A 24,574-nucleotide genomic window follows, 5' to 3' on the forward strand; every position below is an offset into this window, starting at 1 on the left:
CCGAGGCCCAGGAAGAGCACCACCGTGACGACCTTCACGAGGGAGAACCAGAACTCGCTCTCGCCGTAGGCGCGGGCGCTCAGCGCGTTGAGCGCGAACAGGATCGCCAGGAAGGACCCGGACCAGATCCACGAGGGCACGTCCGGGAACCAGTAGCGCATGATCAGCGCGGCGGCCACGAGCTCGGCGGCCACGGTGATCGCCCAGTTGTACCAGTAGTTCCAGCCGATGGCGAAGCCGAAGGACGGGCTCACGAAACGGGTCGAGTACTCCTCGAAGGCGCCCGAGACCGGCAGGTAGGTGGCCATCTCGCCCAGGGACTGCATCAGCAGGAAGACCATGAAGCCGATGACCACGTAGGCCAGCAGCGCCCCGCCGGGGCCGGCGGTGGCGATGGTGTTGCCCGAGGCCACGAACAGGCCGGTGCCGATGGCCCCGCCCATCGCGATCATGGTCAGGTGGCGGGGCTTGAGGCTGCGGCGCAGCCTGTCCTGGGCCGGCGGCTGCTCCTGGATCTCAGGTGCGCTCTGCTCGGCCCGAGGGCGTGCGGTGATGCTCACGCGGAATCTTCTCCTCTGGTGTGGTGGACGGACCACGGAAGGAGGAAGTGGGGGGCGCCGTCCCCCCGAACGGTCCTGGCCGATTATGGGGGAGACGTTGCGAACCCAAAAATCGGGCGCGGGACGCTTCCGGGCGCGCGCCCTAGGATGGACGGGTGAAAACACGGACGGGACCGGGCGAGGCCGCGCCGCACCGCGGTTCCCGCCGGGCCGTCGATGTGGCCATTCTCACCGGCGCCCTGGTGCTCCTGGTCGCCGCGACCCTCGCCGGCCGCTGGGCGTGGCAGCCCGCCCCGGCGCCCGCGGACCGGGTCTCCTGCGCCCCCTACGGCCTCGAGGACGTGCGCGTCGCCCCGCGCGGCGGGATCGCCCCCCTGAACGACGGCCCGGTGCGCTCCGGCGGCCTGCGCTGGCGCGAGGGCCCCTCGGACCGGATGGACGTCGCCTTCGAGCACGACGGCACGACCAGCAGCTACCACGTCTTCGCCGACGGCATCGACTGGAGCGAGCCGGTCGGCGTGGTCTTCCGGCTGCACGGGGACGGGGCCTACGAGTTCCACCACCCCCAGCACAAGGTCTCCTGCCTCGCGGAGGTCGCGCGCTCGCACAACGCGGTGCTCGTGGCGCCCCGCACCCCGGACCGGCAGGGCGAGCCCACCTGGTGGGAGGACCTCGACGGCAACGCCGAGTGGTTCCTGGCCCTGGCCGAGCAGGAGATCTTCGCCGAGTACGACCTCGACCGCTCCCGCACGTGGCTGCACGGCTACTCCGGGGGCGCCGAGTTCATCAGCTACGAGCTGTTGGCCGACCGCGCGGACTTCCTGCGGGGCGGCGGCGCGGTGCTCTCCGGCGGCGGCGGGGCGCCGTCCTCCGGGGACTCGGAGCCGACGGAGGAGCAGCTCGAGCAGCTGGTCCTGCACTGGGACGTGGGCCTCGAGGACGACGGCACCGACCCGTGGGCGCCGTTCGACGCGCTCTCCGCGGCGGCCGCCGGGCACGCCTGGTACGAGGACGCCGGCTACGAGCGCACCAGCGTGCGCTACCGGGAGGGCGTGGACCACTTCGAGCTGCCCGAGGCCCGGGTGCTGGACGCCGCGATGACCGCCGGGGAGTCCCCGGGAGAGCGCTCGGCAGTGCTCTCGCCCGACCCCTCCGCAGAGCCCCAGAAGGGGGCCGCGGCCCGCGGACGTGACTGATCTCTCGTCGTCGTCCCTGGTCAGCGCCCGATCCGCGGAACGACGGGGAACAGCGGGGGAGGCGCGGGCCCGGAACCGGCCCGCCACACCCGTTTCAGCTTGCGAACGCACATAACCGGCCGTACGGTGCAGTAAAGAAGTCGGCAGGGGAGCCGGCTCAGGGGGAAGGCCGATGCGGGGGCATCACGGCCGAACACTCACTCTCGGCACCGCGCTGATCCGGCGCGCGTGCCCCCGGGGTGCCTTCCGTCCGGTCCGTCCGGTCCCTGGGCTCGTCCTTCCTGTCGGCACCGGCCGCTGTGCAGATCCGCAGCGGCAGCGAAGTCGATGGGGGATTCAATGACAGTGCGCCCAAGCACGCGCAGCGGCTCGACCCGCCAGGGAGGCGGGCGGCACCTGCTCGAGGACCGGTACCCGGAGCAGGACCGGCCGGAGGACGGTGACGTCCTCGACCGCGCCCTGCACACGCAGCCCATGCCGCAGGTCCCGGGCCGCGCCGTCTTCCCCGTCTCCTCCGCGCCGGCGCCGCGCACGCTCGTGGACATCGTCATGGACACCGTCTCCCGCCACCCGGACGCCGTGGCCGTCGACGACGGGACCACCGTGCTCAGCTACGCCGAGTTCCTCGAGCGCGTCGAGGCCCAGGCCCAGCGCCTGTGGGACCTCGACGTCGGCCGCGGGGACCGCGTGGGCATCCGCGTGCCCTCCGGGACCGTGGACCTCTACGTGGCCGTCCTCGGCACGATCTTCGCCGGCGCCGCCTACGTCCCCGTCGACTACGACGACCCCGACGAGCGCGCGAGCACGGTCTGGGAGGAGGCCGGGGTGTGCGCCGTCTTCGGCGCGGGCCTGGCCCTCCGGCCGCGCGCCGAGGTCCGCGCCGGCGCGGACTGCCGGCAGCCCGGCACGGGCGACGACGCCTGGATCATCTTCACCTCCGGGTCCACCGGCAAGCCCAAGGGCGTGGCCATCAGCCACCGCTCGGCGGCCGCCCTCGTGGACGCCGAGGCCGAGCTCTACCTGCCCCGGCGCCCGCTGGGCCCCGGCGACCGCGTGATGGCGGGGCTCTCGGTGGCCTTCGACGCCTCGTGCGAGGAGATGTGGCTGGCCTGGCGCTCCGGCGCCGCCCTGGTCCCCGCCCCGCGCGCGGTCGTGCGCTCGGGCACCGACCTCGGCCCGTGGCTCGTCGAGCGGGACATCACCGCCGTCTCCACGGTGCCGACGCTCGCGTCGATGTGGCCGGCCGAGGCGCTGAGCCGCATCCGCCTGCTCATCTTCGGCGGGGAGGCGTGCCCCAACGAGCTCGCCGCCCGCCTGGTGCACCCCGGCCGCGAGGTCTGGAACACCTACGGCCCCACCGAGGCCACGGTCATCGCGACCGGGGCCGTGCTCACCGGCGAACCGCCCGTGCGCATCGGCCTGCCGCTGCCCGGGTGGGAGCTGGCGATCGTCGACACCGCCGGCAATCCCGTGCGCTGGGGCGAGGAGGGCGAGCTGATCATCGGCGGCGTGGGACTGGGCCGCTACCTGGACCCCGCCAAGGACGCCGAGAAGTTCGCCCCCATGGACTCCCTCGGCTGGGAGCGGGCCTACCGCTCCGGCGACCTCGTGCGCGCCGACCCCGAGGGCATCGTCTTCGTGGGCCGCGCCGACGACCAGGTCAAGATCTCCGGCCGGCGCGTGGAGATGGGCGAGATCGACGAGCAGATGACCCGGCTGCCCGGCGTGCAGGCCGGCGCCGCCGCCGTGCACACCACCCCGGCCGGCAACCAGGTCCTCGTGGGCTACCTCGTGGCCGAGGGCCCGGGCTCCGTGGACCTCGCCGAGGCCCGCCGGCTGCTCGCCGACCGCCTGCCGGGCCAGATGGTGCCCGCGCTGACGCTGATGGACGAGCTGCCCCTGAAGACCTCCGGCAAGGTGGACCGCAAGGCCCTGCCCTGGCCGCTGCCCTCCGCCGGCGCCGCCGCGGAGGCCTCGCGGGTCGACGCCGAGCTCGAGTGGCTCGCCGCCCTGTGGGCGGACCAGCTCGGCCCCCTGCCCATCGACGAGGACAGCGACTTCTTCGTCCTCGGCGGCACCTCCGTGGCGGTGGCCAAGCTCGTCTCCGAGCTCCGGCGCACCTACCCGGACGCCGAGATCGCCGAGATCTACCGCAACCCCACGCTCGCCGGGATGCACGAGTACCTGACCACGCTGGCCCGCGTCGACGTCGTCGCCCAGGACGCCGCGCGCGCCCGCACGGTGACCGACGTCCCGCGCTGGAACGGCCTGGTGCAGATCCCCTTCCTCACGGCCCTCTACGCCGTCTCCGGGCTGCGCTACGTGGTGGGCGCGGCGATCGTCGTCTGGCTGCTCGCCAACCTGCTGGGCGCGGCCTGGGTCCCGAACCCGCCGCTGCTGCCGCTGGTGGCCGGCTGGCTCGTGCTCTTCGCCCTGCCCGGACGGCTCGTGCTCACCGCGCTGTTCATCCGGCTCCTGACCTTCCGGCTGCGCCCCGGCGCGCACGCCCGCGGCTCCTGGACCCACCTGCGGGTCTGGATGGCCGAGCGGGTCCTGATCTTCAACAAGTTCGAGCCCCTCATGGGCACCCCCGTGATGGTGCTGTTCTTCCGGCTGCTCGGCAACCGGGTGGGACGCCACACCCACCTCGACACGATGCCTCCCGTCAGCGGCATGGCCCGCATCGGCGACGGCGCGGCCGTGGAGCACGAGGTGGACCTCTCCGGCTACTGGCTCGAGGGCGACGTCCTCCACCTCGGCGGCGTGACCGTCGGCGAGAACGCCCGGATCGGCACCCGCACGCTCCTGAGCCCGGGTGCGGTGATCGGGGCCGGCGCGGAGGTCGACCCCGGCTCCCACGTCACCGGCACCGTCCCCGCCGGCCGCCTGCAGGGCGGCTCCCCGCTCGTGGACCTCGGCCCCGCCGGGGAGTCCTGGCTCGAGTGGGCCCCGGTCCGCGGCAACCGGTTCCTGACCGGGCTGCTGTACGCGCTGGGCCTCGGCACCGTCGGGATCCTGCCCGTGCTGGCCGTGGTCCCCGGCGCGCTGATCGTCTACACCCAGGTCCGGGGGATCGAGCTCTACGAGCTCGTCTTCCCCGTCATGGCCCTGTGGGTGCCCGTCTTCGCCGTGCTCACCGTCCTCGTCTACCTGGCCCTGCTCGTGCTGGTCGTGCGCGCGCTCGCCCTGCTGATCCGTCCGGGCCACCACCCCGCCGACGGGACCGTGGGCTGGGCCGTGTGGCTCACCGGCGTGCTGCTGCAGAAGAGCCTCGTCTCCACCTACCCGGTCTACGCCTCCATCGCCACGCCGTTCTTCCTGCGGCTGCTCGGCGCCCGCGTGGGCGACCAGGTGGAGATCTCCACCGTGGAGACCCTCCCGCACCTCACCACCTTCGAGTCCGGCTCCTTCATGGCCGACCACTCGATGGTCAGCTCCGCCCGGGTCGGCTTCGGCTGGATCCACGTGGGCCCCTCGACCGTGGGGGAGCGCTCCTTCGTGGGCAACTCCGCGATCGTGGGACCGGACCGGGACGTCCCCGAGGACTCCCTGGTCGCCGTGCTCTCCTCCGCCCCGGCCGACGCCGGGCGCGGCACCTCCTGGCTGGGCCGGATGCCCGAGCCGATCAGCCGGGTCACCGACGCCGCCGACGAGGCCGTCACCTACCGGCCGCGCCGCCGGCTGGTCGTGGCCCGCACGCTCGTCGAGTCGCTGCGCGCCGTGCCGTTCATGGTCACCGCGTGGCTGGACCTCGCGATCGTCTTCGTCCTCACCACCATCTACATGGGGGCCGGGGGAGGCCTCGACGGGATCGTCGCGGCGCTGCTGTGGGCCACGCCCGTGGTGCTCGCCGCCGGCGTGCTGGCCGCGCTGGTCCCCGTGCTGGTCAAGTGGGCCCTGATGGGCCGCTTCCGCGAGGGCGAGCGCCCGCTGTTCAGCTCCTTCGTGTGGCGCAACGAGCTCGCCGACACCTTCGCGGAGTCCCTGGCCGTGCCCGGCCTGATCCGGCTGGCCGTCGGCTCCCCGGTGTTCAACGCCTGGGCCCGGCTCATGGGCGCGAAGATCGAGCGCGGCGTGTGGTGCGAGACCTGGTGGCTGCCCGAGTTCGACCTCGTGCACCTGGGCCGGGGCGTGTCCGTCAACCGCGGGACCGTGCTCCAGACCCACCTGTTCCACGACCGGATCATGCGGCTGCAGCCCGTGTCGATGGAGGCGGGCTCCACCCTGGGGCCCAACAGCTTCGTCCTGCCCGGCAGCACCGTGGAGGCCGGCGCCACGGTGGGCCCCGGCTCCCTGGTCATGGCCCAGGAGACCGTGCCCGCCGGCAGCACCTGGGGCGGCAACCCGATCCGCCCGCTGCACACCGACGCCGCCGGCACCACTCCCGCCGCCGGGACCGAACCCGCGACCGGGACGGCGTCCGCTGCCGGGACCGCGTCCGCCGCGGGGCTCGCGTCCGTCGTCGGGAGCGCATCCGCCCTCGGGAGCGCATCCGCCCTCGGGACGACGTCCGCTCTCGGGACGGCGCCCGACCTCGGGGCCGCGTCCGACGTCGGGCCCGAGTCCGCCGGAGGGACGACCCGTGAGCGCTGAGCACGCGGCCGCCACGCGTGGCGGGGGCACGGCGGTGCTCAACGTTCCCGGTGCCTCCGGCAAGCGCACCCGGCGGCGGCTGGTCGGTGTGGACGCGGCGCGGGGCTTCGCCCTGCTCGGGATGGTCGCCGTGCACACCCTGCCCTACTGGGACGCGGAGAACGAGCGCGCCTCCCTGAGCTGGTCCCTGTTCGCGGGGCACTCGGCGGCTCTCTTCGCGACCCTCGCCGGGGTGAGCCTCGCGTTCCTCTCCGGCGGCCGTACCCCGCACAAGGGCCGGCGCCTGGCCGGGGACCGTGCGGGGCTGGTGGGCCGCGCCGCGGTGATCGCCCTCGTCGGGTTCCTCGTGGGCTTCGTGGCCCCGCCGGTGAACAACATCCTCATCTACTACGGGATGTTCTTCCTGCTCGCCATCCCGTTCCTGGGCCTGCGCATCCGGCACCTGCTGATCAGCGCGGCGGCGTTCACCGTGCTGGCCCCGTTCCTGGTGCAGTGGTCCCTCGACGTCCTGCCCGCCCACGTGCACGACAACCCCACCCTGTGGAACCTCGTCACGGAGCCGGTCACCGTGCTCTCCCAGCTGCTGCTGACCGGCACCTACCCGGCCCTGCCGTACATGGCCTACCTGTGCGCGGGCATCGCCCTGGGACGGATGAACCTCACGAGCCGGCGGGTGCAGCTGTGGCTCGTGGGCGCCGGCGCGGCCCTGGCCCTGCTCTCCTGGACGGTGTCCATGGCAGCGCTGCTGGCCTTCGGGGTCTACGACCGGATCTGGGCGGCCACCCCGTGGCTGTCCGAGGAACAGATCGACGAGATCCTGGTCTTCGGCCCGGACCCGTCCCTGCCGACCACCACGCTGTGGTGGCTCATGGTGCCCGCCCCGCACAGCAACACGCCCGTGGCGCTGCTGCTGGGCCTCGGCATGGCCGTGTTCGCGCTGGGGGCGTTCCTGCTCCTGGCCCGGCTGATCGGCAAGGCGCTCACCCCGCTGGCGGCCGCCGGGTCCATGACGTTCACGCTCTACACCCTGCACCTGCTGTTCCTCGCCACGATGGTCCACGAGCTCCACCCGGGCTTCTGGTTCTGGATGCAGGTGGCGGTGTTCGGGCTGATCGTCGTGGCCTGGCAGCGCGCCGTGGGCCAGGGCCCGCTCGAGAAGCTGGTGGCCCGCACCTCGAAGGCCGTCGCCCGGAAGGTGATTGAGCGCTGAGGCCATGACAGGGGCCCGGGTTGTCCTGCTCCCGCCTGCCACTGCCTGCCCCTCTCTGCCCCTGCCGCCGAGTCCCCCATGAGCTCGCACATCCCCCGGATCGATCGGGGGGAACTGCGAACTCGTGGGGGACTCGGCGCATGAGGACACCGGGGACGGGGGACTCGGCGCACCCGGGTGGTGGTGCGGGCGCCGGCAATGGGGGACTCGGCGCGCAGCAGGCGTGGCGAGACCCCCTGGGTTCCCTGGTGCCCCGCCGAGCCCCCAACCCGGTGGCGTTTCCCCATGCGGATTCGTGGGGGATTGCCACCGGGGTGGGGACTCGCCGCGCGGGGGCGCTGGTGAATGGGGACTCGCCGCGCGGGGGCGCGGGTGAATGGGGATTCGCCGCGCGGAGGGCGCTGGTAGTTGGGGGCGAGGCGAGCGGCGGGCTCACGTCCGCCGTGCGGGGGCGTGAGGGGAAGTGCACCGGGGCGTTACCCCGTCCGTCGGGGACGGAAACACGGGGTTCCTAGCGTGGGAGCACCGCACGCCGCAGTCGCCGTGCTCCGCCCCGCTCGCCCAGGAGGTCCCCCGTGAGCTCAGAACTGCATCCCGACCCGGCCACCACCGCGGACCGCACTGCGGCGCCCCTGGCCCTGCGCGAGCGGCCCGGCCGCTGGCTGGACGGCTACCGCCCCGAGGACTCCGCGTTCTGGGAGTCCACCGGCCGGCCCATCGCGCGCACCAACCTCACGTGGTCGATCGTCGCGGAGTTCCTCGGCTTCGCGGTCTGGCAGCTGTGGGCCATCACCGTGATCTACCTGCCGGCGGCGGGCTTCGCCTTCAGCGACTCGCAGATCTTCTGGCTGATCTCCATCCCGTCCCTCGTGGGCGCCACGCTGCGCATCCCCTACACGTTCATGGTGGGACGGTTCGGCGGCCGGAACTGGACGGTCGTCTCCGCCCTGCTGCTGCTGGTCCCCACGGTGGGCCTGGCCCTGGCGGTCGCCGACCCGGGCACCCCGTTCGCGGTCATGCTGCTGTTGGCGGCCACGGCCGGCTTCGGCGGCGGCAACTTCGCCTCCTCGATGGCCAACATCACCTACTTCTACCCGGTGCGGGAGAAGGGGTACGCGCTCGGGCTCAACGCGGCCGGCGGCAACCTCGGCACGGCCGTGGCCCAGCTGCTCGTCCCGATCGCCGTGACGGTCCTCGCCGCCGGGGCCCTGGACCTTCCGCTCGCCGGGTGGATCTGGGTGCCGTTCATCCTGCTCGCCGCGTGGGGCGCCCGGAAGCACATGCACAACCTCTCCCACGCCAAGGGAGACGTCACCGGGTCCCTGGCCACGGTGCGGGAGCCGCACTTCTGGATCATGTCCTTCCTCTACGTGGGCACGTTCGGGTCCTTCATCGGCTTCTCCAGCGTGTTCCCCAAGCTCATCGCGGACACCTTCCCGGAGTTCTCGTCCCTCGGCGTGGGCGCCGCGTCGCTGTCCCTGGCGTTCCTCGGCCCGCTGGTGGGCTCGGTCTCCCGTCCGTGGGGCGGGCGGCTCGCGGACCGCTTCGGCGGCGCGCCGATGACGGTCGCGGTGTTCGCCGTGATGGCGCTGCTCGCGCTCGCCGTGGTGGTCACCCTGCCCCTGGCCGGCTTCTGGCTGTTCCTCAGCCTGTTCCTGCTGCTGTTCACCGCGGCCGGCATGGGCAACGGCTCCACGTACCGGATGATCCCCTCGATCTACCGGGTGCTGGGGCGGCGGCAGCAGCAGGACGCCGCGGTGTCCACCGAGCGCAAGGCCTCGGCGGCGCTGGGCCTGATCGGGGCGGTCGGCGCGTACGGCGGCTTCCTGATCCCGCAGGCCCTGAACCTCTCCAACACCACCACGGGCGCCTACAGCGCGGCGTTCTACGGCTTCGTGGCGTTCTACCTGGTGGCCCTCGTGGTGACCTGGTTCTGCTACCTGCGCCCCGGGACCGAGATGGGCGACAGCCACGTCTGAGCCCGCACCGACCCGCCCGGACGACACCAGGAGACCCCGCATGAGCACCACCGCCACCCACTGCCCGTACTGCGCCCTGCAGTGCGCCATGACCCTGGACCCGGGGTCGGAGACCGCCGCGGAGCAGGGCTTCCCCGAGGTCGCCGCCCGGCAGTTCCCCACCAACCGGGGCGGGATGTGCCGGAAGGGGTGGACGTCGGCGGAGCTGCTCGCCGACCCGGCGCGGCTCACCGCGCCGCTGCTGCGCGGGGCGGACGGGGTGTTCCGGCAGGTGTCCTGGGACGCCGCGCTGGACCGGATGGCCGCGGAAATCCGGGCGGCGCAGGAGCGGCACGGCCCGGACGCGGTGGGGATCTTCGGCGGCGGCTCGCTGACCAACGAGAAGGCCTACCAGCTGGGGAAGTTCGCGCGGGTGGCCCTGGGGACCTCGCGGATCGACTACAACGGCCGGTTCTGCATGTCCTCCGCCGCCGCCGCGGCCAACCGCTCGCTCGGGATGGACCGGGGCCTGCCGTTCCCCGTGACGGACCTCGACGACGCCCACACCGTGCTGCTGCTGGGCTCGAACCCCGCCGAGACCATGCCCCCGTTCGTCCAGCACCTGCGGCACGCGCAGGAGCACGGCGGCCTCGTCGTCGTCGACCCCCGTCGTTCGGCCACGGCCCGGATGACGGACGACGACGGCGGGGTGCACCTGCAGCCCACCCCCGGCTCCGACCTCGTGCTGCTGCTGGGCCTGGCCCACGTGGTGCTGCACGAGGACCTGGCCGACCGGGAGTACCTGCAGCGGCGCACCACCGGGCTCGAGGCCTTCCTGCCGAGCGTGAGCGCGTGGTGGCCCGAGCGGGTCGAGCAGGTCACCGGGGTCCCGGCGCAGCGGCTCCGGGCGGCCGCGCACCTGCTGGCCCGCGAGCGGCGGGGGACCTACGTGCTGACCGGGCGCGGGGTGGAGCAGCACGTGGACGGCACGGACACCGCCACGGCCGCGATCAACCTCGCCCTGCTCCTCGGGCTGCCCGGCCGGCCGGGCTCCGGCTGGGGCACCCTGACCGGGCAGGGCAACGGGCAGGGCGGGCGCGAGCACGGCCAGAAGGCCGACCAGCTGCCCGGCTACCGCAGCATCACGGACCCCGCCGCCCGCGCCCACGTGGCCGGAGTGTGGGGCGTGGACCCGGCCGACCTGCCCGGTCCCGGGATCCCGGCCGTGGAGCTGCTGACCACCCTCGGCACCGAGGGCGGGGTCCGCTGCCTGTGGGTCAACGGCTCCAACGTGGTGATCGGCGCCCCGGACACGGCCGCCGTGGTCCGCGGGCTGCAGGCCCTGGACTTCCTGGTGGTCTGCGACTTCTTCCTCTCCGAGACCGCGGAGCTCGCCGACCTCGTGCTGCCGGTGCTCCAGTGGGCCGAGGAGGAGGGCACCATGACGAACCTCGAGGGCCGGGTGCTGCGCCGCCGCCGTGCGCTCGACCCGCCGCCCGGGGCCCGGGACGAGCTGTGGATCATGGCCGCGCTGGCCCGCCGGCTCGGCGCCCCGGGGACGTTCAGCCCCGAGCCGGAGGAGGTCTTCGAGGAGCTGCGCCGGGCCTCGGCCGGGGGCAGGGCCGACTACTCGGGAATCGGCTGGGCCGCCCTGGACGCCGGCGAGGCCTGCTGGTGGCCGCAGCCGGCCGGCTCCACGGGCACGCCCCGGGTCTTCCTCGACCGCTTCGGCCACCCGGACGGGCGCGCCGTGCTCGTGCCGGTGCGCACGCGCGCCGCCGGCCGGGCCGTGGACCCGAGCCCACCGGCCCACCGCCGGGAGCCGCTGCACCGGCCGGGGACCCTGACCCTGGTCACCGGCCGGTACCTGGAGCACTACCAGTCCGGGAACCAGACCCGCCGCGTGCCCTCGCTGCAGGCGGCGCGGCCCGGGGCGCTGCTGCAGATCCACCCCGCGACCGCGGCCGCCCTCGGCATCGGCGACGGCGCCGCGGTCGAGCTGACCAGCGACCGCGGCCGCGCCGTGGCCCGCGCCGCGCTCAGCGGCGACATCCGCCCGGACACGGTGTTCCTGCCCTTCCACTACGCCGGGGAGCAGACCGCCAACCGGCTCGTGTCCGCCGCGGCCGTGGACCCGGTCTCGGCCATGCCCGAGTTCAAGGCGGCCGCCGTCACCGTCCGGGCCCTCGCCCCCGAGGAGGCCGTCCGATGACCCCGCACCGCTCCTCCCGCTCGGCCGCCGCCCCGATGCGGCCCGGCGAGCACGTGGTGGTGATCGGCTTCGGTCCCGTGGCCGCGCGGTTCGTCGACGACGTCACCGACCTCGCCGCCGAGGGCACGATCCGCCTCACCGTGATCGGCGGGGAGCAGGACCCGGCCTACAACCGCGTGCTCGTGGGCGAGCACGCGGTGGGCCGCGCCGAGCTCGCCACGATGGCCCTGGCCGACCCGGACGCCCTCGCCCGGGCGGGCGTCGACGTGCTGCTGGGCACCCGGGTGACCCGGATCGACCGCTCCCGCCGCGTCCTGCGCCTCACCGACGGGCGGAGCGGTGCCGTCCGGGAGCTCGGCTACGACCGCCTGGTCCTCGCCACCGGGGCCCGCCCCAACCTGCCCGTGCTGCGGGGGATCAACCCGGACCCGGGCGCCTACGAGCACCTGCCCGCCGGGGTCACGGCGCTGCGAGACCTGCGCGACGCCCGGACCGTGCGCGCCGTCGTCGAGCGCCGCGGCCGCGTGGTGGTGCTGGGCGGCGGCGTGCTCGGGCTCGAGGCCGCCCTCGCGGCGAGCGAGGCCGGCTGCCCGGTGACCGTGGTGCACCACGCCCCCTGGGTGCTGACCCGCTCCCTCGACGCCCCCGGCGGGGCGCTGCTGGGCCGGGCCCTCGCGGAGGCCGGCGTGGAGGTGCGCTCCGGGACCCCGGCGCGCGAGGTCCTCCTGGACGAGGACCGGGCCTTCCGCGGGCTCGTCCTCGAGGACGGCCGGACGGTGCCCGGCGAGCTGCTGCTGCTCTCGATCGGGGTCACGGCGCGCACGGAGCTCGCCGAGGGCGCCGGGCTGCGCACGGCCCGTGGCATCGTGGTCGACCACGAGCTCGAGGCGGACGTGGAGCAGCGGGTGTTCGCGATCGGGGACTGCGCCGAGGTGCTGTGCCAGGACCCGTCCTGCCGGGAGTGCCCCGGCCGGGCCGGCGCGGGCCCGTCCGGGCTCGTGGGCCCGGGCTGGCGGCAGGCGGAGTGGCTGGCCGCCCGCGTCCGCGCCGAGCTGGCCGCCGTGGCCGAGGGCGGGACCGCGGTGCTCGCGCCCCTGACCACCGGCCCCGCCGGCGCGGTGCGGCTCAAGGCCCGTCAGGTGGACCTCGCCTGCGCGGGCGAGGTCGGAGGGCCGCCCTGGGAGCCCCGCCCGGACGGCGGGAGCGTGGTGCAGTGGGCGGACGGCGCCGCCGGCAGCTACGCCCAGCTCGTGCTGCGGCCCGACCGCACCCTGGCCGGCTACGTCGTGCTCGGCCTGCCCCGCTCCGCCGCCGGGATCGGGCTGCTCCACGACCGCGGCGAGCCCGTGCCCGAGGACCCGAGCGTCCTGCTGCGCCCCGACGGCCCGGACGCCGGGGCGCAGCAGGAGCCCCGGCCGACGCCGGGGACCACGGTCTGCCACTGCGCCGGCGTCACGCGGGGCCGGATCGCCGAGGCCGTGGAGCAGGGGGCCGCCACCCTCGAGGAGGTCCGCTGCGCCACCCGCGCCGCGACCGGGTGCGGGGGCTGCGGGGACGCCGTGCGCCGGCTCGTCGAGGAGCACGCCGCCGCCGTGTGACGGGCCCGGTGCCGCCTGGGCCGGCGCGCCGCCGGCGTGCTCGCGCAGAAGGGTGGACACGGCGCCGGCCCGTTCCGGTTGGCCGGCACGGCACGGGGTGCGAAGATGGTCGCGCCCGTGGCCCGACCGCACCGTCCGGCTGCAGAGCGTGACGGCATTGCCCGACGGCACCGCCCCACTGCACCGCACCGCCCGACCGCACCGCCCGATCCCGAGGGCCGGACCCGACGAACAGGACGACCATCCATGAGGGAGCGCCCCACCGAGAACCTGCCCGCGGCGACCGGCACCGGCGGTGCCGGTCGGTGGAGGACCAGGCGCTCGGTGGGCATCGACGCCGCCCGCGGGCTGGCGCTGATCGCCATCATGTGCGTGCACATCCTGCCCATGTCCTACGCCGCGACGGGCCGGCCGACCGTCAGCTGGATCCTGTTCCCCGGCGACTCCCCGGCCCTGTTCGCCCTGCTGGCCGGCACGGGGCTGGCGTTCACCTCCGGCGGCCGCCGGCCCTACCGGGGCCGCGAGATGACGGCCGCCCGGGCGGGCATCGTGGTGCGCGCGCTGCTGCTCCTGCTCCTCGGGCTGCTCATCGGCCTGCTCATGCCGCCGGAGCCCCCGGCCTACAACATCCTGATCTACTTCGCCGCCTACTTCCTGCTCGCCCTGCCCTTCCTGGGGCTCGGGCCCCGGGCCCTGTTCATCGGCGCGGCGGTCTTCCTGGTGACCGGTCCGCTGCTGCTGCACCTCCTGGCCGACGTGCTCCCGGAGTGGTCCTCCTACAACCCGACCTTCGCCACCCTGGCCGCCGAACCGCTCGCGGTGCTCGGGCAGCTGCTCCTGACGGGCACCTACCCGGCCCTGCCGTACCTGGCCTACGTGCTGACGGGGATGGCCATCGGCCGGCTCAACCTGCGCCGGCGCGACGTCCAGGTCCGGCTGCTCGTGGTGGGCGCGGCGCTCGCGGTGACCGCGAAGCTCGTCTCACGGCAGCTGCTCTACGCCGGGGACGTCTACACGCGCCTGCTCTTCAGCGACCCGGACCTCACCGCGGCGCAGCTCGAGAGCCTGCTCGTCTACGGCCCCACGGGGACGCTGCCGACCACCACGCCGTGGTGGCTCGTGCTCACCACCCCGGACGTCAACACGCCGTTCTCCGTGGCCTGGAGCCTCGGGGTGAGCCTGGCGGTCGTCGGGACGTGCCTGCTGCTCGCCCGCCGGCACGGGGCGTGGCTGCAGCCGGTGGCCGCCCTCGGCGCGATGACGCTCACCCTGTACGCGGCGCACCTGGTCTTCCTGTCCTTCGAGCTGTTCTACACCGCTCCCGTGCTGTGGCTGATCGCGAGCCTGCTGCTCTCCGTGCTGTTCGCCCTCGCCTGGCAGCGGGCCTTCGGGGCGGGCCCGGTCGAGCGGGCGATGAACGCCGCGGTCCGGCCGGTCCGGAGGGCCGTGGCTCAGCGGTCCAGCCGGTAGCCGCGCTTGATCACGGTCGCGACCAGGGGAGCGGGCAGGACCTTCCGCAGCCGGGAGATCACCATCTCCAGGGCGTGCTCGGTCTCCAGGCCCGGCACCGCGGACAGCAGCCGCCCCCGCGGGACGACCGCCCCGGGGTGCGCCGCGAGCGCGCGCAGCACCGCGACCTGGGCGTCGGAGAGCGGGACGAACACGTCCTCCAGGGCGGCGCCGGTGCTCATCAGCCGCAGCGTCCCGTGCCGGGTGGGCACCGTCAGGGTGCGCTCCTCGACCGCGTGGGTGCACACCGCCCGGACCAGAGCTCCCAGCCGGTAGCGCTCCGGCACGAGCGGCTCCACCCCGGCCTCGCGCAGCGGCCCGGCGCACACGGGCCCCACCGCGGCCGCCGTGACGTCGGTGCGCAGGGCGTCCACGAGGTCCGCGCAGCGGCCCAGCTCCTGGGCGGTGCTGAACAGGGAGTCCACCGCGGGGGCGGCCGTGAAGGTCAGCACGTCCAGGCGCCGCTCGCACACGTCGCGGATCAAGGCGGGCAGGCGCTCGCCGTCGTCGGCGGAGAGCCACCGGTAGGGGGCCACGGTGTCCACCCGCGCCCCGGCGGCCACGAGCCGCTCCAGCTGGAGCTCGTCGGCCATCCCGTGCAGCTGGACGGCCACGCGGGCGCCGGCCACGCCGTCCGCCAGGAGCCGGTCGACCACCGAGGAGGTCCGCTCGTCCTCGGAGGCCTCCGCGTCCTCGAGCTCGAGGGCGAGCACCTGGCCCCGGGCCTTCGCCCCGCGGGTGAGGACCCGGGCGGCCCGGAAGGCGTCCCGCAGGTCCTCGCCGAGGCCCGCGGCGTCGGCGGCCTCGAACCACCGGCGCAGGCCGTAGGCCGTGGTCACCACGACGATCTCCGGCCGGTGGGCGAGCAGGGCCCGGGTGTCCTCGACCACCCGGGTGTCCTCGGCCACGGGGGAGATCCGCAGGGCGGGCGCGTGCACCACCTGCGCACCGCGGCGCTCCAGGGCGGCGATGAAGTCCGTGGCGCGCCGGTGGGCCGTCACGCCGACGCGGAAGCCGGTCAGCTCGCCGAGCGCGCCGGGCGCGCCGGGCTCACCGGTCGCGGGGCAGGTGGGGGCAGCGGTCATGCTCCGAGCGTAGGTCGGCCCTGTGACCGGCGTGTTTCGCCAGGTTTCCGGTTCCGCACCACCCGCTCCGCGCACGGGCCGGAGGACGCGGCGCTCACTGCTCCCCGGGGTGGGCCGGCTCCTCGCCGGGTGCGGCCTCGACGTGCTCGGGACCCGCGGCCACGTCCCGGACGGTGTGGCCGCCGAACTGGTTGCGCATCGCCGCGATCATCCTCATCGCCGGCGACTCGTCCTGCCGGGAGGTGAAGCGGGCGAAGAGGGCGTTGGAGATGTTGGGCACCGGCACCGCGAGGTCCAGGGCGGCCTCCACCGTCCAGCGGCCCTCGCCGGAGTCCTCGGCGTAGCCGGCGAGCCGGTCCAGGTGCTCGTCCTCGTTCAGCGCGTTCACCGCCAGGTCCAGCAGCCAGGACTTGATCACCGACCCCTCGCGCCAGGAGTTGAACGTCTCCCGCACCGAGCGGACGTGGCCGGCGGCCTCGAGCAGCTCCCAGCCCTCGGCGTAGGCCTGCATGATCGCGTACTCGATGCCGTTGTGGACCATCTTCGCGAAGTGGCCCGCACCGTGCTCACCGGCGTGCACGAAGCCGAACTCGCCCGCGGGCTTGAGCGAGTCGAAGATCGGCTGCGCCTTGGCCACGGTGCTCTCGTCCCCGCCGACCATGAGGGCATAGCCCTGGGTGATGCCCCACACGCCGCCGGAGACCCCGCAGTCCAGGTACTCGATGCCCTTCTCGGCCAGCTTCCGCGCCCGGGGGGCGTCGTGGGTCCACCGGGAGTTCCCGCCGTCGATGATCACGTCCCCCTCGCCGAGCAGCCCGGACAGCTCGTCGATCACCGGGTCCACCACCCGGTCCGGGACCATGACCCACACGACCTGCGGCTCGTGGTCGATCCGCTCCACCATCGCCCCGAGGCTCTCGGTGTCGGAGAGCTCCGGGTCGGTGTCGTAGCCGATAACGGTGTGCCCGGCCTCGCGCAGCCGCTCGCGCATGTTGCCGCCCATCTTGCCCAGCCCTACCAGTCCCATCTGCATGATCCGCTCCCTCGTCGATCGAATGCTGCCGTCCGCCGCGGCACGGCGGCACCGGTCCCGGGAGCACCGGCCGTGACCCGCCGGGGTCGTCATCGTGCCCGACGACGGCGGGTCACGGCAATGGGGGAGCGGCGGCGGACACGCTGGGCGGACCGTGGACGGACGGTGCGGGGCCGGCACGGTGCCCTCCGCGGCCGAGGATCCTGTCCGGCCCCGAGCGGCTCTCGACGGAGCGCTCGAGCTCAGGCGCCGGCGGCCGCGGCGCCCTCGCGCACGGGGATGCGCGGGCCGGTCAGCAGCACGGGGCCCTCGCCGGCCTCGGCGGCGGCGCGCTCGGCGTCGGTCGCGGGCCGGCGCTGGCCGCGCTCGAGCACGTAGTCCTGGGAGTCGTCCGGGGCGGCGTCGTTGACGAAGGAGCGGAAGCGGCGCAGCCGCTCGGGGTCCTTCAGCGTGGCGGCCCACTCGTCCTCGTAGCGGTCCACGTGCAGGGCCATCGCGGCCTCGAGCTCCCCGCCGATGCCCAGGGAGTCCTCGACGACGACGGCGCGCACGTGCTCGATCCCGCCGTCGAGCTCCTCCTGCCACCGGGCCGTGCGCTGCATCCGGTCCGCGGTGCGGATGTAGTACATGAGGTACCGGTCCACGTACCGGACCAGGGTCGCGTCGTCCAGTCCCTGGGCCAGCAGCTGGGCGTGGGCGGGGTTCGCCCCGCCGTTGCCGCCGGTGTAGAGGTTCCAGCCGTCGGTGGTGGAGATGACGCCCACGTCCTTGCCGCGGGCCTCGGCGCACTCGCGGGCGCAGCCGGAGACGCCCATCTTGAACTTGTGCGGAGAGCGCAGCCCCCGGTAGCGCAGCTCCAGCCGCACGGCCATGCCCACGGAGTCCTGCACCCCGTAGCGGCACCAGGTGGAGCCCACGCAGGACTTCACGTTGCGCAGGGCCTTGCCGTAGGCCTGCCCGGACTCGAAGCCCGCGTCCACGAGCTCCCGCCAGATCTCGGGCAGCTGCTCGAGCCGGGCCCCGAACATGTCCACCCGCAGGGCCCCGGTGATCTTCGTGTACAGCCCGTGCCGGCGGGCCACCTCGCCGAGCACGATGAGCTTCTCCGGGGTGATCTCCCCGGCCGGCACGCGCGGGACCACGGAGTACGTGCCGTCCTTCTGCATGTTGGCCAGCGCCCGGTCGTTGGTGTCCTGCAGGGCGCCGCGCCCGGCGTCGAGCACGTACTCGTCGCGCTGGGAGGCCAGCACGGAGGCGACCACGGGCTTGCAGATGTCGCAGCCCAGGCCCGTGCCGAAGCGGGCGACGACCTCGTCCCACGAGCCCAGGTCGAGGGCGCGCACGGCCTCGAAGAGCTCGGCGCGGGAGAGCGCGAAGTGCTCGCACAGCGCCTTCGAGACCTCCACGCCGGCCTTGGCCAGCTCCCGGTCCAAGGTCTTCTTGAGCATCGGCAGGCAGGACCCGCACTGCGTGCCGGCCCGCGAGCAGGTCTTGAGCTCGCCGATCTCGTGCACCCCGCAGGAGATCTGCTCCCGCACCGCCCCGGTCGTCACGCTGTTGCAGGAGCACAGGACGGCGTCGTCGGGCAGGTCCCCGGCCGGGGCGTCCCCGCCGGAGGCGGAGAGGTAGGCGCCGGGCTCGCCGGGCAGCTCCCGGCCCAGCAGCGGGCGCAGGGCGTTGTACGGCTCGGCGTCGCCCACGAACACCCCGCCCAGCAGGGTCCGCGCGTCCTGGGTGGTCACGATCTTCTGGTACATCCCGCGGGCGGGGTCCGCGTAGACGACCTCGAGGCAGTCCTCGGTCTCGCCGTAGGCGTCGCCGAAGGAGGCGACGTCCACGCCGGAGAGCTTGAGCTTCGTCGCGGTGTCGAAGCCGTCGAAGCCGGAGCGCCCGCCCGCGAGCCGGTCCGCGACGATCTCGGCCATGGTGTTCGCGGGGGCCACGAGCCCGAGGCACTCGCCGTTCCAGGAGGCGACCTCGCCGATCGCCCACACGTGCTCCGCGGAGGTGCGGCACGCCTCGTCGATCACCACGCCGCCGCGCGGAGCGGTCTCCAGGCCCGCGTTGAACGCCAGCCGGTCCCGGGCCCGGATGCCGGTGGCCACGATCACGAGGTCCGCCTCGAGGGCGGGGGAGTCCCGGAACTCCACGGCGCACACCTCGCCGTCGGACTTGCGCAGCCCCACGCCGGAGGGCCGCTCGCCGAGGTGCAGGCGCACGCCGCGCGCGGAGATGAGGGCGTTGAGGGAGCGGCCGGCGCCCTCGTCGAGCTGCGCGTTCATCAGCCACCTGCGGGAGTGCACCACCGTGGCCTCCGCGCCGAGCTCCTGCAGCCCGCCCGCGGCCTCGAGGCCCAGCAGGCCCCCGCCGATCACCACGCCGCGCGGGGTGCGCCCGTACCGGGCGCGCAGCCGTTCGACCTCGGCGCGGATCGCCGCGACGTCGTCGAGCGTGCGGAAGACGAACGCATGGTGGGCGCCGGGGACGTCCAGCCGGGCGGCGTCGGAGCCGGTGGCCAGGACGAGCTCGTCGTAGCCCGTCACGGTGCCGTCGGCCGCGGTGACCGTGCGTGCCGCGGGGTCGATCTCGCGGGCCTTCACGCCCTGGCGGAGGTCCACCCGCGGGTCCTGCCACACGGTGCCGCCGCCCAGAGTCAGGTCCACCGCGCCGTCGGGGCCGGTCAGCGCCCTGGACAGCTGGACGCGGTCGTAGGGGGCCCACGGCTCGTCGGCGAACACGGTCAGGCGCACGTGGTGGTCCTGCGCGGAGAGCACCGCCTCCGCGAAGCGGTGGGCGGCGGGCCCGCCGCCGACCACGACGACGTGCTGCGGGGACTGCGGTGAGAAGGGGGAGCGCGGCACGGGGACCTCCGGGGATCGGTGAGCGGCTGGGGCGTCGGACTCGACCCTAGGAGCGGGGGATTGCCCTGCCGTTGCCCCGCCGTTCCGGTCGCCTTACGGCTTCCTCACCGGTGCGCCCGCCCCGTGTGAGCGGGCTTTGACCGGAGTGAAACGGTCCCGGCGCGTGCGCGTCATCCGCCGCGCCTAGCGTCGAGCACGACGACCCACCGAGCCGCAGACGATCCGCCGAGCCGCAGGAGGCCCCCATGACCACGACCCTGATCCCGGACCAGGCCCGGACTCCGGCCCTGCTCGAGGCGCCCGCCCGGACCGCCGGGACCGTGTGGCACGACGTGTGCGCCCTGGACGACCTCGAACCCCTGTGGGGGGAGGCCGCCCGGGTGGCGGGCCGCCAGGTGGCCCTGTACCGGCTGGACGCAACGACGGTGCTCGCGGCCGACCACCGCGATCCGCGCACCGGGGCCTGTGTGATGGCCCGCGGCATCCTGGGCTCCCGCGGTCCGGCCGTCACGGTCGCCTCGCCGCTGCACAAGGAGGTCTACGACCTCGCGACGGGCCGGTGCCTCACCGGCGACGGCCCCGACCTGCCGGTGCACCCGGTCGAGGTGCGGGACGGCCGGGTGCACATCGGCCTGCCCGGCTGACGGCACGTCGTCGGCGTTCTCCCAGGCGCGCCTCCGTAAGATGACCGGGTGACACGACAACACCTCTGGCGCGGCCTCCGGTGGCCGCGGCACCAGCACCGCCACCGCGGCGAACGGTCGCGGCGTGCCCGGCGCCGGCTGCGCCTGCTCGCGGCGGGTGCCCTGGCACTGGTGGTCCTGCTCGTCGCGACGGTGGCCCTCCTGGTCGACCGGGGCGCCGAGGAGTCCCCGGAGGCCGAGGCCCCCGAGACCGTCTCGTGCGCCCGCTACGGCCTCGACGGCGTCCGGGTGACGGCCCGCGGGCCCGGCGGGCCCACGGACGGTGCCGTGCTGGACGCCCGGGTGTTCGGCCCCGGGCAGGATCGGCAGGACCGCTTCCAGCTCGAGTTCGAGCAGGAGGGCATCACCAGCTCCTACCACGTCTTCGCCGAGGGCCTGGACTGGGACCGGCCGGTGGGCGTCGTGTACCACTTCCACGGGGACGGGGCCTTCGAGTACGAGAGCCCCGAGTACACCTCCTCCTGCCTGGCCGAGGTCGCCCGGGAGCACAACATGCTGCTGGTGGTCCCGCGGACCCCCGACCGCTCGGGGGACACCACCTGGTGGGAGGAGCGGGACCACAACGGGCAGTGGTTCCGGGCGCTCGTCGAGGAGCGCATCGAGCCGGAGTACGACATCGACCGCTCCCGGACCTGGCTGACCGGGTACTCCGGCGGGGCCCAGTTCATCAGCCAGGAGCTGCTGGCGGACCACGTCGACCTCGTGCCCGGCGGCGGCGCGATCATGATGGGCGGCGGGCAGGCCCCGGACTGGCCCTCCGCGGAGCCCACCCGCGAGCAGCTCGAGGAGCTGCGCCTGCGCTGGGACGTGGGCACGGAGGACGACGGCACCGATCCGCAGGCCCGGTTCGACGCCCTGTCCGCGGCGTGGGACGGGCACCACTGGTACGAGGACCAGGGCTTCGAGCACGTCCGGATCCGGACCCGGGAGGGTGTGGACCACTTCGGCCTGCCGTACGCCCGCATCCTCGAGCGCATGCTCAGTGCCGCCGAGCAGCGTGCGGAGGCCCAGGGCGGTTCCTAGGGCGCGTTCCACTCGGCGTTTGCTCTAGTAAGCTGGGCGGTGCACCTGTGCACCGCGAGCCGTCGATCATGACATCCGGGCGGGCACCGGGCGCCGTGCCGGGGGGCACGGACCGATCGATCCACGGGGGAACCGACATGTCCGCAGAACGCACGCCGCCGTCCGGGGCGGCCGCCGCCACCGGGGTCCTGACCGGCGGGCCCGGGCCGGGCGCCCCCGAGGCCCGCGGGAGGTCCCGGCGCCTCACCGGTGTCGACGCCGCCCGCGGGTTCGCCCTCTTCGGCATGGTCGCCGTGCACACGCTGCCCCTGTACAGCGAGGAGACCGGGGATCCCACGCTCACCTGGACCCTGTTCGCGGGCCACTCGTCCGCCCTGTTCGCCACCCTGGCGGGCGTGAGCCTGGCCTTCACCACGGGCGGCCGCACCCCGCACACCGGCCGCCGGCGCACCGCCTCCCGCTGGGCCCAGGTCGGCCGCGCCGCGATCATCGGCCTGGTCGGATTCCTCCTCGGGTTCCTGGTGCTGCCGTGGGACAACATCCTCGTCTACTACGGGATCTTCTTCCTGCTGGCCATTCCGTTCCTCGGCCTGCGGATCCGCTACCTGCTCCTCAGCGCCGGCCTGTTCGCGCTGTTCTCACCGCTGCTGATGCAGCTGTCCCTCGACCACCTCCCCGCCCACGTCTACGACAACCCCAGCCTGCTGGACCTCGTCCAGGACCCCGGTGGCGTCGTGGCCCACCTCTTCCTCACCGGCTCCTACCCCGCGCTGCCGTGGATGACGTTCGTGTGCACCGGGATCGCCCTGGGCCGGATGGACCTGGGGAACCGCCGGGTCCAGGCCGCTCTGGCCGCCGTGGGGGCCGCACTCGCCGCCGTCACCTGGGCCGGCTCCGCGCTCGCGCTGCGGCTGGGCGGCTACGACGCCATCGCCGGCGCGACCCCGTGGATGACCGAGTCCCAGATCGACGAGGTCATCGTCTTCGGTGCCGACCCGGAGCTGCCGACCACCACGCTGTGGTGGCTGCTCGTGCCCGGCGCGCACTCGAACACCCCGTTCTCCCTGCTCCTGAGCCTGGGCGTCGCGCTGCTCACCCTGGGCGTCTTCCTGCTGCTGCCCCGCACGGTGGACCGGGTGCTCACTCCTCTGACGGCGATGGGAACCATGACCTTCACCCTCTACGTGTCCCACCTGCTCGTCATGTGGCTGGAACTGTTCTGGGACGCCCCCTACCTGTGGTTCTGGGGGCAGATCCTCGCCTTCGCGGTCGTGGCGGTCCTCTGGCAGCGCCGTCTGGGCCAGGGTCCGCTGGAGAAGGTGGTCACCCGGTCCACCCGCGCCATCTCGCGCTGCGTCCTGGCCCGCGGCGGGGACGGGGCACGGCCCCCGGCCTCCCGGTCCGCGACCGGAGGGCCGGACCGGCCCTAGAAGCCGACGACGCCGGAGGCCCGGGCCGCGGGCAACCGACCACCGGGAGGACCACCTCGAGGGAGCAATCGGGCTCCGGGTCCGTCCACTCGTCGGCGCGGCAAGAGCACCAAGGCGCAATGTGGCTCCGACCTGCGTCATCATCTGTTTGTCGGCGCCGAAGCGGGAGTAGATTGACGCCACCTGTCACTGCGTTCCCGGCTCGACCGGACCGATCCAGAACCTGAGCCCTGCAGCACAGGAGAACTCGAGCCGTCCTTCTGCGGAAGAGCCGTGGAGCCGTGCTGATGCATCGGGGGATGCGCCATGACCGAAGACCACCTGCCGCCGGACACCGCTCGTCACAGCTCACGGCCCGGACCTGCCGGCGGGCAGAGATCACCCGTGCCTGCCTTCGGCTCCACCGGAGGCAGGCACAACATCAGCCGCGGTGCGCGACGGGTGGCCGGAGTCGACGCGGCCCGAGGGTTCGCCCTTCTCGGGATGACGGCTGTGCACACGCTGGACCTGTGGAACGACGACGCAGGGCGGGCGACCCTCAACGGTCTCCTCTTCAGCGGAAAGTCCTCCGCCCTGTTCGTGACCCTAGCCGGCGTCAGCCTCGCGTTCGTCTCCGGAGGCCGTGCACCGAGCGCCGGACGCAGGATGGTCGCCGCTCGATGGTCCGTCGCCGCCCGAGCGGTGGTGATCGCCCTGGTGGGTCTGCTCACGGGACTGCTCGATCCCGAGCCGGAGAACATCCTCGTCTACTACGGGATGTTCTTCCTCCTGGCCATCCCGTTTCTGCACCTGCGCATCAGATATCTGCTGCTCGGTTCCGCGCTCTTCGCGCTCCTGGGCCCCTTGCTCGTGTGGTGGGCCAGGACGTCGTTGCCCAGTGCGGACGCGTACGAGGACCCCACGATCGTGGATCTCGTGACGCACCCGTTGGCCGTGGGCTCCAACGTGCTGCTGACCGGTGCCTACCCCGCTCTGGCATGGATGACGTACCTGTGCGCAGGACTCGCGCTGGGGCGGATGGACCTGAGGAGTGTCCGGGTGCAGGTCCGACTCGTGCTCGCAGGCGGCGCGCTGAGCTGTCTGGCGTGGGGATCGTCCCTTCTCGCGCTGCACGTGCTGGGCGGCTACGACGCGATCCGGCGGGCCACTCCGTGGATCTCGGAGCGGACCATCGACCAGATCGTCGTGGTCGAGCCGGACTCGCAGATGCCGACCACCACCCTCTGGTGGCTCGTGGTGCCGGGGCCGCACACGAACACGCCTCCGGCCCTTCTCCTCTGCCTGGGAACAGCCGTGGCGACGCTCGGACTGTTCCTCCTGGTGCCCCGAACGGTGTCCACATGGCTCCTGCCCCTTGCCGCGATGGGCTCGATGACATTCACCCTCTACACCGCACACCTGGCGTTCATGTCGTTCGACGTGTACGAGAACGCGCCCTCGCTGTGGTTCTGGGCCCAGATCGCCTGCTTCGCGCTCTTCGCCGTGCTGTGGCAGCGCACGGTCGGGCAGGGCCCACTGGAAAAGGTCGTCTCAGCGGTGACCCACGACGTTCGCCGGCGCGTGCTCGCCCGGGACACGGCACCCGACACCCCCGCCTGAGGC

15 protein-coding genes are annotated in these 24,574 nt (G+C 74.1%); 11 read left to right on the forward strand and 4 right to left on the reverse strand.

Annotation, left to right across the window (positions count from 1 at the left end; all coding sequences use genetic code 11):
- Positions 1-515, reverse strand: a 515-nt coding sequence (locus RCG67_RS16200) for an amino acid permease (protein WP_438612685.1), incomplete at its 3' end; no start/stop codon positions are given.
- 200 nt (positions 516-715) lie between these two features.
- Here RCG67_RS16200 and RCG67_RS16205 point away from each other — a divergent pair.
- From RCG67_RS16205 to RCG67_RS16235, 7 genes are all read left to right on the forward strand, one after another.
- On the forward strand, positions 716-1,756 hold the full coding sequence (locus RCG67_RS16205; protein WP_368827758.1) for an alpha/beta hydrolase family protein: 1,041 nt from the start codon (positions 716-718) through the stop codon (positions 1,754-1,756).
- Positions 1,757-2,230: 474 nt separating this feature from the next.
- A complete protein-coding gene (locus tag RCG67_RS16210; protein WP_438612686.1) occupies positions 2,231-6,349 on the forward strand; it encodes a Pls/PosA family non-ribosomal peptide synthetase in 4,119 nt (1,372 codons plus the stop codon).
- Positions 6,339-7,559, forward strand: coding sequence for a heparan-alpha-glucosaminide N-acetyltransferase domain-containing protein (locus RCG67_RS16215; RefSeq protein ID WP_368827761.1), 1,221 nt, complete (start codon positions 6,339-6,341; stop codon positions 7,557-7,559). Before RCG67_RS16210 ends, RCG67_RS16215 begins: the two co-directional genes overlap by 11 nt.
- A gap of 575 nt (positions 7,560-8,134) precedes the next feature.
- Entirely contained in the window at positions 8,135-9,538 is a 1,404-nt protein-coding gene (locus RCG67_RS16220) for an MFS transporter (RefSeq protein ID WP_368827762.1), read from the forward strand.
- A 40-nt stretch (positions 9,539-9,578) separates the two neighbouring features.
- Positions 9,579-11,729, forward strand: coding sequence for a molybdopterin oxidoreductase family protein (locus tag RCG67_RS16225; RefSeq protein ID WP_368827763.1), 2,151 nt, complete (start codon positions 9,579-9,581; stop codon positions 11,727-11,729).
- Positions 11,726-13,327: an FAD-dependent oxidoreductase gene (locus RCG67_RS16230; RefSeq protein WP_368827765.1), complete on the forward strand. Its 1,602-nt coding sequence runs from the start codon at positions 11,726-11,728 to the stop codon at positions 13,325-13,327. Before RCG67_RS16225 ends, RCG67_RS16230 begins: the two co-directional genes overlap by 4 nt.
- A 246-nt stretch (positions 13,328-13,573) precedes the next feature.
- On the forward strand, positions 13,574-14,797 hold the full coding sequence (locus RCG67_RS16235; RefSeq protein WP_368827767.1) for a heparan-alpha-glucosaminide N-acetyltransferase domain-containing protein: 1,224 nt from the start codon (positions 13,574-13,576) through the stop codon (positions 14,795-14,797).
- Here the strand turns inward: RCG67_RS16235 and RCG67_RS16240 are convergent.
- The 3 genes from RCG67_RS16240 to nirB all read right to left on the reverse strand — a co-directional run bounded on the left by RCG67_RS16240 (position 14,779) and on the right by nirB (position 19,815).
- Positions 14,779-15,921, reverse strand: a complete 1,143-nt coding sequence (locus RCG67_RS16240) for a uroporphyrinogen-III synthase (RefSeq protein WP_368827769.1) — start codon at positions 15,919-15,921, stop codon at positions 14,779-14,781. The two genes, RCG67_RS16235 and RCG67_RS16240, sit on opposite strands and share 19 nt — an antisense overlap.
- 94 nt (positions 15,922-16,015) lie before the next feature.
- Positions 16,016-16,954, reverse strand: coding sequence for a phosphogluconate dehydrogenase (NAD(+)-dependent, decarboxylating) (gnd, locus tag RCG67_RS16245; RefSeq protein WP_368827770.1), 939 nt, complete (start codon positions 16,952-16,954; stop codon positions 16,016-16,018).
- A gap of 242 nt (positions 16,955-17,196) precedes the next feature.
- On the reverse strand, positions 17,197-19,815 hold the full coding sequence (gene nirB / locus RCG67_RS16250) for a nitrite reductase large subunit NirB (RefSeq protein WP_368827771.1): 2,619 nt from the start codon (positions 19,813-19,815) through the stop codon (positions 17,197-17,199).
- Between the two features lie 245 nt (positions 19,816-20,060).
- Between nirB and nirD the strand changes: the two genes are divergently transcribed.
- The 4 genes from nirD (at position 20,061) to RCG67_RS16270 (ending at position 24,571) form a co-directional block, all read left to right on the forward strand.
- A complete protein-coding gene (nirD, locus tag RCG67_RS16255; RefSeq protein WP_368827773.1) occupies positions 20,061-20,459 on the forward strand; it encodes a nitrite reductase small subunit NirD in 399 nt (132 codons plus the stop codon).
- Between the two features lie 48 nt (positions 20,460-20,507).
- On the forward strand, positions 20,508-21,542 hold the full coding sequence (locus RCG67_RS16260; protein WP_368827775.1) for an alpha/beta hydrolase family protein: 1,035 nt from the start codon (positions 20,508-20,510) through the stop codon (positions 21,540-21,542).
- A gap of 137 nt (positions 21,543-21,679) precedes the next feature.
- Positions 21,680-22,972, forward strand: coding sequence for a heparan-alpha-glucosaminide N-acetyltransferase domain-containing protein (locus tag RCG67_RS16265; protein WP_368827777.1), 1,293 nt, complete (start codon positions 21,680-21,682; stop codon positions 22,970-22,972).
- 306 nt (positions 22,973-23,278) lie between these two features.
- Complete coding sequence (locus RCG67_RS16270) at positions 23,279-24,571, forward strand: heparan-alpha-glucosaminide N-acetyltransferase domain-containing protein (protein WP_368827779.1); 1,293 nt, start codon at positions 23,279-23,281, stop codon at positions 24,569-24,571.
- Positions 24,572-24,574 lie beyond the last annotated feature (3 nt).

The organism is Kocuria cellulosilytica, assembly GCF_040981245.1.
GTDB classification, from domain to species: Bacteria; Actinomycetota; Actinomycetes; order Actinomycetales; family Micrococcaceae; genus Kocuria; species Kocuria cellulosilytica.